We start from the raw sequence: 11,705 nt of genomic DNA on the forward strand, positions 1-11,705 counted from the left end.
CACTTTGATCATTTCTGGACGATTTGTTGCGTTTCCGTCCTTCCACGTCTTCGTTCCTTCTACTGTTGTTTGCGCTACTTTTGTATTCGTAATGTCATAACCATGAACCTCTGATTTATATCCATCCACCGGTTGTTCTTTTACTTCATACTTATATGCATTTCCTTCGGCATCATATGCCGCTAAATCTGTAAACGCATATTTCCATTCGCCCGCTGCGCTCACTTCTTTTGTATCAATTACTTTACCATTTTGTAGTAAGTCCACTTTGATCATTTCTGGACGATTTGTTGCGTTTCCGTCCTTCCACATCTTCGTTCCTTCTACTTTTGTTTGTGCCACTTTTGTATTTGTAATGTCATAACCTTTTACTTCGGATTTATATCCATCTACTGATTGTTCTTTTACATCATACTTGTACGCATTTCCTTCGGCATCATATGCCGCTAAGTCTGTAAACGCATATTTCCATTCGCTCGCTGCGCTCACTTCTTTTGTATCAATTACTTTACCATTTTGTAGTAAGTCTACCTTGATCGTCGTCGGACGGTTTGTCGCATTCCCATCTTTCCACGTCTTTGTTCCTTCTACCGTTGTTTGGCCTACTTTTGTATTCGTAATATCATAACCGCTTATCTCTGATTTGTATCCCGCTACTAGGTGTTCTTTCACTTCATATTGATAAGCTACTCCATTCGCATCGTATGCTTCTAAATCTGCAAATATATATTTCCAACCTATTACTGCTAGTACGTCTTGTGTTTTGATCACATTTCCATTTTGTAGTAAGTCTACTTTGATCATTGTCGGACGATCTGTTGCATTTCCGTCTTTCCACGTTTTTGTTCCTTCTACTGTCATTTTCGCTACTTTTGTATTTGTAATGTTGTAGCCATTTACTTCTGTTTTGTATCCCGCTACCGGTTGTTCTTTTACTGTATACGTATAAGCAACACCATTTGCATCATATTGCGCTAGGTCTACAAATGTATAATTCCAACCGTTCGCTGCTGTTACTTCTTTTGTTTGGATTATGTTTCCATTTTGCAATAAGTCTATTTGGATTGAGCTTGGACGATCTGTTGCATTTCCATCATTCCATGTTTTCGTTCCTGAAACAGATGTTTTTGCATCTTTTGTATTGGTAATGTCATAACCGTTTACTTCTGTTTTATATCCATCCACCGGTTGTTCTTTTACTTCATACTTGTACGCATTTCCTTCGGCATCATATGCCGCTAAGTCTTTGAATCCATATTTCCAGCCTGTTGCTTCACTTACTTCTTGCGTCGCAACTACTTGACCATTTTGTAGTAAGTCTACCTTGATTGTTGTCGGACGATTTGTTGCGTTTCCGTCCTTCCACGTTTTTGTTCCTTCTACCGTTGTTTGACCTACTTTTGTATTTGTAATGTCATAACCGCTTATCTCTGATTTGTATCCCGCTACTGGTCGTTCTTTTACTGTATACGTATAGGTACTACCATTCACATCATATGATTCTACATTTGTAAATGAATATTTCCAATCATTTGCCGCTGTTACTTCTTGTGTTTGGATTACATTTCCGTTTTGTAGTAAATCTACTTGGATTGAGCTTGGACGATTTGTTGCATTTCCGTCTTTCCACTTCTTCGTTCCTTCTACTGCCATTTTCGCTACTTTTGTATTTGTGATGTTGTAGCCATTTACTTCTGATTTGTATCCCACTACCGGTTGCTCTTTTACTGTATACGTATAAGCAACACCGTTCATATCGTATTGTGCTAAGTCTGCAAATGTATAATTCCAACTATTTGCTGCTGTTACTTCTTTTGTTTGGATTACGTTCCCATTTTGCAATAAGTCTACTTGGATTGAGCTTGGACGATCTGTTGCATTTCCGTCTTTCCATGTTTTCGTTCCTGAAACAGATGTCTTTGCATCCTTTGTATTTGTAATGTTGTAGCCATTCACTTCTGATTTGTATCCCGCTACTGGTTGCTCTTTTATTGTATACGTATAAGCATTACCATCATTATCATATGCAGGTAAATCTGCAAACGTATAGTTCCAGCTATTCACTGCTGTTACTTCTTGTGTTTTGATTGAATTTCCATTTTGCAGTAACTCTACTTGAATTGAGCTTGGACGATCTGTTGCATTGTTGTCATTCCATGTTTTCGTTCCTGAAACAGATGTCATTTTTACTTTATTCGGAATAGTAAGCTTTACACCTTTATCAGCATTTGCATCAATGGTAAAAGGTACTTTTACTTGAGGATCAAAATCCAAATAGTTTGGACCTGCAATCTCCTGTACATAGTAATTACCTGGGTCTAAATTTGGAACCTCGACCATACCTTGTTGATCGGTTGTATACGTACTACCAATTTGCTGACCTGACTCCGTATACAAGTTAAATGAAACATTTGGTATAATTTTTGTCTCATCACCGGCAATGTGCTTCACAATTCTTAACGTTCCCTTAGGAGGTAAATCGCCTTGCGCACCGCCGCCCTGATCTATATTTTTAACACTAACACTATCTGATTTAGATACTTGCTCTTCACCTGTAACCTTGTAGTCTACGGTATAATTATTATAAAATGCTTCTAATTTCTTTCCACTATCAGTTATATTTGCTTTATATTGAAAAACAAAAGTAAGACCATTGGCTTTATCTTTATTGATAATAGCTTTAAATCCATTATCACCAATAAATGTAACCGTTCCATAACCTTGAGCTTGGAATTCTTCTGGTGTCATTGGAGCGGCAAATCCTCCAATACGGAGACTATCTTGATTAAGCGTTTGCCCTTCTTGTAAAGTATCAACCAAAACAATATCACTATCTACATTTTGTTTTGAAGTATTTGCATTTAAAACCCATTGTACTTCATTAGTGTTTTCTGGTTGAATGCTACCCGTTTTGTATGAAAATGGTGAAGATCCGCCACCTCCACCACCAGTCGGGCCGATAATCGTTACCGTTTTCTTTTCTAATTGTGTACCTAAATTCGTTTCAGTTGTTACCGTTTGTCCTTGTGCAACATCAATTGCTTTAACCTGGAAATAAAAATTCCCTCTAATATTTTGAAGTTTCTCAACTGTATCACTAAATGTACATACAACATTATTTGTCTTTATTTGACAAGTACCAAAATTAACACCTGCATCATTATTTAATGGAATAGTTCCACTATATCCTTTCAATTCTGAAGGTAAAGTTAATGTTAGTGTATCTCCAGCTTTCATTTGATTCCCAGATTTATCACTAAACTGTACTGCCATTCTTGTTGTTTCTCCGGAGTTAAGCGTCGTCTTATTGATTGCAAAACTATCAACAAATCCTGTTGTATTTAACTCCTGTGCATTTGCTATTATGGATGTAAAACTCTGACCTATAGTAAATATAAAAAGCATTAGAATCGAAAAAATCGAAGTTACTCTCTTGATCATGTCATTCTCCTATCAGTTATAATTAGATGGCTCTAATATGAATATGCAATGACAATGACTTTATAGGCTGATGGTATTCCATTTTTTTAATCGTTATACACATAAAACTTGAAAATAAATTTCTATAAATAATTCTTTTGTACTCTATTAAACTTCATTTTTTTAATGTAACATTACTTTCACTAAGTTTAATATTTACAAGTTAAACAATTTTCGATATAATTGTAACTGGCGAAGTTACGTTTTTCATCATTCCTATAAAATCCCGAGATTTTATATCATATCTACCGTCTTATTTTGAGCATACATTTCTGATTAATAATGTTATATTTCAACACTATTAGTTTATTGATATTACTTTTTATTGTTTTTATATTTATAATATCAATATATTCAGTTTTTTAATCGCATTTTTAAATGATTTATAACATTATTCACCAGAAGCTTTTTCCCCCTCCTATAGGCATTCTTTCATGCTCCCATCCGTAATATAGGGCTTTTTAAATGCCAAAGATAGTTTTTGTAGTTTTTGTAATTGATTTTGTAATTAAAGAAATCAAACGTAAATGAATCCCCCTCTTGAGATAAGATCCTTATTTTATACTCCCTCCTATATACACCAAAACATTGTCCTTAAATAATTGTTCTAAACTAATTCTTGATTCATTTAGTAAAAATATAAATCACAAATAATTTTGTTTATTCAAATGTCACTTAAAAATCATTTCTCATATTTTTAATTAGATAGTCTTATAATTTTCAAAAAGATCATCAAAAACGTTTATCAATTTCGGTCTACTTATGCATTTAGAATCTTAATTAAAATCTGCATGAATGATAAACTCCATGGCTAAATCTCGTTATACCGAATCTTCAATGAAATTCTCAGTTTGTTGACTAGATTCATAATTATTTGTAGCTGTTTATTTACTTGTATGAACTCACATTTTTCATTGCTAGATTGAAAAAAACGTCTCAATTCTCTCTACAAATATTTGTAATAAGTATGTTATTCATTAAGATGTCATACAAACAACAGAATACTTATCCTCTACTTTTACCGAATAATTACATTCCATTCACCCCGCTATCTATTCATAATGTTCAATATCATATATAAAATAAAACAAAGAAAGAGTAGTAAACATGAGTATTATTCATTTAATAATTATACTGAATCTTCAGTCTTTTCTGTTCGGATGGAGATATTTTCGGCTACTCTTTCTTTGTATTATGAGTTTAGCACTAAATATAAAGTATCACAAGACAAAAAATCACAAAATTCTCACAAATTCGACATTTTTTTCACAAACTAATATTACCACTAACTAGTAGAGGTCACCCTATCTCTCCATCAACTTAAAAATTTTATGACGCACTTAAAACAAAATTGTACATTTTCATCTTGAGAATTCAATCTTTTTATATTTGGGTTGTTTTTTAGCTTGATGTTGATGGAAGGTAGATCCAATTAAACTGATTTCTCTATTTCGTAGATTTAGGAAAATAACTTATTGTTGAAAACTCTTCAACATAACCAGAAATACATAGTATCACATCAAAGAATATAAATCTATATTGATTTTTTTTTAATAATTTATATATAATTATAATAAATATAAAATGAAATTCAATATCAATTAGGAATGAGGATGATGAATATAAGAATGATAAAACATCCATGCTTCGGAATGAATACAGGAATGCCAACTAAATATGACCAGGTTAAGTAATTTGAATCATAATTAGATTACATAATCGATTTTGGGTATGGGTAAGAAGTTATTCTATTTAGTACTACATGAAGACAAATAGAACGATAGAAATGTAATATGCTCTTACTTCCATTTCTCATAGTATTTAAAAATTATCGCCTGCAACCTGACTTTGTATAAAGATTTTCTAACTTGGGTAAGAAGCATAGTTATTCCTTTTCGCGTAAATTAACTGTATAGTTTCCGTATTCCATTTTTCTATTTAATAACTTAAATTGCATAACAATCGAGGAATGCTTCTCTAAATTCTTAATATTTTTGGCGAATTTGTAACAGAACCTTTAGTTACAAGCAATATTCTTTAAATACAATGTTTTATCAACTAAGGAGGAAACAGTATGAAAGGCTTAAAGTTTGTTTATAAAACTCCCCTTATATTAACAATGAGTGTAGTATTGATGGGATGTAACACAGCAAAACAAGAGGCTCCGCAAAAACAATCTACGAAGGAAAATACGCAGTGGTCATATAAAGGGACTACTGGTCCAGAGCACTGGGGAGAATTGAAACCAGAATACAATATGTGTTTAAATGGGCAAGAACAATCTCCGATAGATATCAAAACAGAACAAATAAAATCAACAGTTGATAATAATCTTTTGCAAATAAACTATCAACCAATATCATTCTCTATTAAAAATAATGGGCATAGTATTGAGGGAAAAGCAAATAGTTCTGATGATTATCTCACGCTAGGAGAAAATCGTTACACATTAAAACAATTCCATTTTCATACACCAAGTGAGCACCAATTTGAAGGAAAACATGCAGATATGGAATTACATCTAGTCCATCAAAATGATCAAGGTCAGTTAGCAGTAGTAGGTATTATGATAAAAGAAGGACAAAAAAACGAAGGTTTTGCAGCAATGTGGCAAAATCTCCCGCACAGAAAAAACATAAAGGCCGATGTGCAACATACCATTGATATAAAACAGATTCTTCCTTCAGATCATTCATCATTCCGTTACATGGGGTCTTTGACAACACCTCCTTGTACTGAAAATGTCCAATGGATTGTGATGAAACAGACAATAGAGATGTCCAAAAAACAAATTAAAGTGTTCCATAAATTATTCCCAACGAATAACCGACCAGTTCAACCAATTAATGGACGAGCAGTATTATAGAAATCAGTAGTGCGAACCAATACTTTGATCTATATTACCGATTTATGAATGTTAATTATACGAGAATCATAGCGAAGTTTTGAAACCCAGACAATTTAAATAATGATTCTCTTGCTCAATGAAATTATTAATTTTTTTGCACCAGTATAGAAAAAAGTTGTTGTCCTTTAGGACAACAACTTTTTCATTATGCTACATCATCTTTTTGTTCCTTAAAAAAGAAAAAGATAACATACTAGATATTTGAACTACTCACCACCTAACGTCCTTACGGACTGTTTGAAGTGGGAGATTCCTGAGAACACCGATGTATCCACCGGTTATCTTAGCAGGCTCTACCCGTAGTCCCTACGGTGAGAACATAAGTATCTTGTACGTTGACTCACCACACTCCCTACTTTAGCTTGGTTTTCGCAACTTCGGCAAGCGTGGGGCGATAGAACATTGAAGATTTTACGGTTGCTACGATTTTCTGCAACCAACCTCATATCTTCAGTTTACGAAGAGCAATCTGTACAAGTAAATGATAGCGAACATGTTGTCCTATGCCAACCGACATTCATCTCCCACCTAAAATGGGTGTTCCCCACCTTCGCATTTTTGAGGAAAGAGTCTTCTGTCGGAAAAGGATAAATCATTAGCAAAAATCTTTTTAAAAAATAAAATACCTATAATTATCATATAATAATTATAGGATAAATAAGCAATAAATATTATAATTCATAGTACATGTCTTACTTAAACAAATACCTTAAAATAATAAAATAAATTATATTTTTACAAAAGAAAACAACCTGTATAAAAACAGATTGTTTTCATTTAAGGGTAAAACAAAGAAAGAATGGAAAAAATGCACAAACTTCTTCGACACAAGAAGTACATAGGTAGAGAAAACTAAAAATTCTGAAATATAACTTGATAAGGGTTTTTGTTTACTCTTTCTTTGTTGTTATGAATATAACATTCAAATCGACATATATCAACAAAAAGTAACAAAGTTGTTACCTTTTAAGCATTTAATCATAATTCTCCCACTCGGAACATATTTTGTATTTGATATGAAATGCATACTTGCTTATTTTCAGCAATTGCACAGTGCATAATATTATTTATACCGTATACTATCTATTGTTTTTGTTAATTTCCTTTCGGTATCCTTTTTAGGAAGTATCTCATTTTTTTCTATATACCTTTATATATGTTTTCACCAGTTTATTGTGATATAATTATTGATTTAAAGTATTATACGGAATAAAAAAAACACTCGTTCTGATTAAGGACGAGTGTTTTTCTTTTTAGGTTATCTAACAGGGATAAACTTCCATGAGCTAGGCTTTTGCTTTTTTTCACCTAGTACAATCCAATTTTTCTTTGCATTTATATTTTCATAATTTAATGGATAATCATCTGTAAAGATATTATATTCTGTAGGATTATCCAGGTTAATTTTAATTTTAAAATCAGCTAAACTATCAGATTTCTGAGCAAGGTGAATCCAACTAGAATAATTAGACCAATTTAAATATTGGAATTGGTCGTAATTTGAGTGCTTCATGCGAAGATATATACTCTCCCCGTGGTGTAGCTTTGCATCATTTTCTTTGTAGAATTCAAATTCCATAGGTGTACCAGATAAACCATTGTTTTCTTTATTTGCAAGTGTGACATAATCGTGTAAGAGATTTGTATTACATTGGACAAGCGGTAGAGGTATTCAACAGGGCGTATGTGCACTTTGTAAAAGAACCAACTTTACAAAAAGGAAGACATGAAATGAACGTTCTATATGATCTTCCTGAAATACATTATGATTATAATTTAGGAGATAAATTTAGTATTAGCTTAATACCTTTAGAGCATACATCATTTACAACACTAAACGAGTTTGAGGATAATGCAATAAGGGCTTATGATTCATTACTTCCAAATGGTTATAATAGGAACCCAGGAAATGTAATGGATAGACCTATTTTCGAAAATGAGGACTTTGAAAAAGCTGCGAACTTAATATTAGATAAGATAAAAGGAACGGAGATTTTTTTAACTCTTACAAATAATCGGAAGAGGTTATGGTATTCCATAGATTTATTATCAGAACTGGGAGTGCAGAAGAATTCGGTTTTTGCACATAACCTTGCTGAATTGATAAAACATTATCAAAAAGCTAATAAAAGCGGTGTTCAAAAGAGAAAAGTTTCTGCTACCAAATCTAAAATTAACGAGAAACCTAGGACTGAATTAAGTAAAGAAGATAATGCATATCAGGCGGATAAGGACAAATTTATGGATGTTCTTTTCAAGCTGATGAAATACGGAGTACTGATATGTATTTTTGGTATGGTCGTAAAATGGTTGTTATTTTAAGAAAGATTAGTGTTATTCATACTTTATGTCCGCCTAATAATGTGTTTCTGTATCAAGCTGTGACGCTATGCGTGTAAAAATTGTTCCTTTTGATAGTGTACCAGAAATGTTACTTGGAAAATGAATCAACGATTTAATGCCACAGCCGTGCAATTCTTACACAATTTTTAACTAAGCTTCTCAACCAAAAATTGGGGAGAATAGCATGATAAAACATTTTTACATCTTAAAATCACGTTATTATAAAGAAATTTGGTAGTCTTTAATTAGCCTTTAACTTAACCTTAAACTTAAGGGAGATGTATAAATGAACATCGGTAAACAGATACAATATTTTCGTAAACGGGATAACATGTCTCAAGAGAAGTTAGCAGAAAAAATTCATGTTTCCAGACAATCTATTTCTAACTGGGAAAATGAAAGAAACTATCCAGATATTCATAATTTATTAATGATGAGTATTCTTTTTAATGTCTCCCTAGATGATTTAGTTAAAGGAGATGTAAAGATCATGAAAGAAGAACTTCAAAAATCAGCTTTCTTTAAGTGGAGTTACATTATGTTAGCATTAATGATTATGCTTCCTATTTCTATTGCACCTGTATTTTACTTTTTTGGTTATTACGGTCTTATAATACCTGTGGTACTTACGATTTTGCTTATGCTTTCATCATCGAAGCTTGAAAACTTGAAAAAAGAGCATAATTTAAAAACTTATCGTCAAATAATTGATTTTATAGAGGGAAAACCTGTAAGTGAAGTAAAGGCTAATATAAAAGACAAATTATTAAAAATAGGTTTGATGCTTGCAAGTGCTTTAATTAGTTATAGTTTGATTTATTTAGGATTGATTGTATTTGGAAGATAACTTAGAAAACTATTAAAAGTCCTCCGGATTGTTTAACTGGAGGACTTTTGTGTTTACATAATTTTTGTTATCAGAAGTAAAATTCAACTCGAAAATAGCTAATTTTATCAGTTGTTGAATGTCTGAAAAAAATCAAACTAATGATATTGTCGAGATCCTTTGGTAACTTCTTGCTGTGATGACTATCATAGTGACTTTTTCTCCAGCAACCACTATTAGTGGCTAATTACTATAAGGATTTATTTTTGAAATTTGCTATTTTTTAGAAAGTATGTTAATTTAAGAAAGACCTATTTTTGTTCGGTTTGAGATTAAGAATAAATTTTGTTTTTCGTCTAAGGTATTTGAACAAGGGTAGTAACATATGTGTGGGTATCCACACTAGGAGGCAACAATTATGGAACAAGGTAAAGTAAAATGGTTTAATGCAGACAAAGGTTTTGGATTCATCGAGCGTCAAGGTGGAGAAGACGTATTCGTACATTTCTCAGCTATCCAAATCGACGGTTACAAATCTTTAGACGAAGGACAAAGTGTAACGTTTGAAGTAGAACAAGGACAACGTGGCCTACAAGCTACTAATGTTCAAAAAGCTTAATATTAGTTCATGAAAGACCCTCTTGTAGGGTCTTTTTTTGATTTTGTTATAATATTCCGAATACAAATTTTTAAGGGGATTTGGGGTGCTTAACTCTTAATGAAAAATAAGATATTAGGGCTATCGCCACATCGCTATCAAGCTAATAAGAAAACACTACCCCAAAACGATAAAAATAAATAATAATTTTTTCAATTTAACACAAATTTATTTTAGAATCCAATAGAGTGCCTCTCGATTTAAGCGGATTTTAAGTGTTAATATTTACCTGATAATATTATAATTTATATATTAAAAGTATATAAGAAATGGAGAATTATCATGCTAAATATAGATATTAATCGTTTAACTGATATTTGTTTAGAATATCAGCAGTCTAGATTTTATGTTACTAGAATACCTGAAGATTTCTTATCAATTGCAAAAAAACGTTTCTCTTTACCAACGGATGATCGAATTATTGCTTTTTTAAGTTGCAATTTATTTGGCTCAGGAAAATATGGTGTTTATTTTACAAGTTCGGGTTTATATTGGAAAAATTGATTATTAGGTAAAGAAAATATGAAATGGGATAAATTAAATGAAGTGCAACAAATCGAAATTGATAAAGATGGTTTTTTATCTTTTGATGCACAAAAAAGTTTTAATATTAACGGCAGTGATTATCCACCGCAGTTATTTAAAGAATTACTTATGGCTCTTACAAATTCGTTCCATAATTCAAAGCAAAATGATATATATCCAGTTATAAAAATTGACGAGATAAAATCAATCTGCTCTTTGTTTGAGACGTACGATGAATTATTAGAACCCGATAATGGGTTATTTGTAGACAGTCATATTTCAGACAAAAAGCTAAAGGAAATTTGGGCACGATATATTGTTTCAAAAGAAGAAGAAATCATTGCTTTTTTAGATACCTCTGTCCTTGGTAATTTGAGTAAAGGATCGGATGGCGTATTAATTTGTCGATCGGGTATATATTTTAGAGAAACTTTTGTACACTTGTATTTTCCATGGCATGTCTTTAGGAATATCCCTATTACATTGAATTTAAACGAGTTAGAAATCGGAAAAGGCAACATATTTCATCTTCAACATGCTAGAATGTCTAGTCAAGAGATTCTATTATTCATCAAAAATTTAAAACAGCATGTAAATACGTTATATGAGGAAAATAAGTGTTCACTTAACACATAAGGATCTTAATATAATTTAATATTTCATTTAATCTAATATAAAAAAACGCTATACTTGGTCTGCCCCCATTTGGTGAGACAAAGAAAAAACACCTAGACAACATGTTTCCTATAAGCTATAGGTGACATGTTATCTAATTTTCTCTGAATCCGTTCATTATTATAGTAGTGGATGTATTCATCCACAGTTTGTATTATACTAGCATTATTCGATTGTTTTATATTTTGCGCATAGAATCCTTCGGATTTCAAGTGAGAATGAAAGGATTCTATGAGGGCATTATCATGGCAGTTTCCTGTACGAGACATGCTTGTGATAATGCCTTTTTC

The 11,705-nt window shown here is 32.0% G+C and carries 6 protein-coding genes and 2 pseudogenes; 5 read left to right on the forward strand and 3 right to left on the reverse strand.

Translation table 11 applies throughout. From position 1 onward, the window contains the following. The coding region (locus JDS95_RS29840) for a Cna B-type domain-containing protein (RefSeq protein ID WP_199691008.1) at positions 1-3,441 on the reverse strand (3,441 nt) is incomplete at its 3' end. 2,113 nt (positions 3,442-5,554) lie between these two features. Between JDS95_RS29840 and JDS95_RS29845 the strand changes: the two genes are divergently transcribed. Then, complete coding sequence (locus tag JDS95_RS29845; RefSeq protein WP_000677290.1) at positions 5,555-6,346, forward strand: carbonic anhydrase; 792 nt, start codon at positions 5,555-5,557, stop codon at positions 6,344-6,346. Between the two features lie 1,300 nt (positions 6,347-7,646). Here the strand turns inward: JDS95_RS29845 and JDS95_RS29850 are convergent. After that, positions 7,647-8,021, reverse strand: a pseudogene (locus tag JDS95_RS29850) (zinc dependent phospholipase C family protein); the annotation flags it as partial. Positions 8,022-8,119: 98 nt separating this feature from the next. On the opposite strand from JDS95_RS29850, the gene JDS95_RS29855 reads away from it, so the two are divergent. The 4 genes and pseudogenes from JDS95_RS29855 to JDS95_RS29870 all read left to right on the forward strand — a co-directional run bounded on the left by JDS95_RS29855 (position 8,120) and on the right by JDS95_RS29870 (position 11,376). Then, positions 8,120-8,710 (forward strand): hypothetical protein, encoded by a 591-nt coding sequence (locus JDS95_RS29855; protein ID WP_001101999.1) that lies wholly within the window; start codon positions 8,120-8,122, stop codon positions 8,708-8,710. Between the two features lie 307 nt (positions 8,711-9,017). Further along, a complete protein-coding gene (locus JDS95_RS29860; protein WP_001020600.1) occupies positions 9,018-9,578 on the forward strand; it encodes a helix-turn-helix domain-containing protein in 561 nt (186 codons plus the stop codon). A 397-nt stretch (positions 9,579-9,975) separates the two neighbouring features. Further along, the gene (locus JDS95_RS29865; protein ID WP_000434820.1) at positions 9,976-10,176 is read left to right on the forward strand and encodes a cold-shock protein; all 201 of its coding nucleotides are present in this window, start codon (positions 9,976-9,978) and stop codon (positions 10,174-10,176) included. A gap of 321 nt (positions 10,177-10,497) precedes the next feature. Next, a pseudogene (locus JDS95_RS29870) lies at positions 10,498-11,376 on the forward strand (hypothetical protein). A gap of 92 nt (positions 11,377-11,468) precedes the next feature. Here JDS95_RS29870 and JDS95_RS29875 read toward each other — a convergent pair. After that, positions 11,469-11,705, reverse strand: a 237-nt coding sequence (locus JDS95_RS29875) for an IS3 family transposase (RefSeq protein WP_199691009.1), incomplete at its 5' end; no start/stop codon positions are given.

This window comes from Bacillus cereus group sp. N24, assembly GCF_016483345.1.
Lineage (GTDB): Bacteria > Bacillota > Bacilli > Bacillales > Bacillaceae_G > Bacillus_A > Bacillus_A toyonensis.

What these genes read in the sequence shown, in the direction of transcription:
- JDS95_RS29845 (WP_000677290.1), top strand. Translation starts at nt 5,555, where the DNA reads ATGAAAGGCTTAAAGTTTGTTTATAAAACTCCCCTTATATTAACAATG.
- JDS95_RS29855 (WP_001101999.1), top strand. Translation starts at nt 8,120, where the DNA reads ATGAACGTTCTATATGATCTTCCTGAAATACATTATGATTATAATTTA.
- JDS95_RS29860 (WP_001020600.1), top strand. Translation starts at nt 9,018, where the DNA reads ATGAACATCGGTAAACAGATACAATATTTTCGTAAACGGGATAACATG.
- JDS95_RS29865 (WP_000434820.1), top strand. Translation starts at nt 9,976, where the DNA reads ATGGAACAAGGTAAAGTAAAATGGTTTAATGCAGACAAAGGTTTTGGA.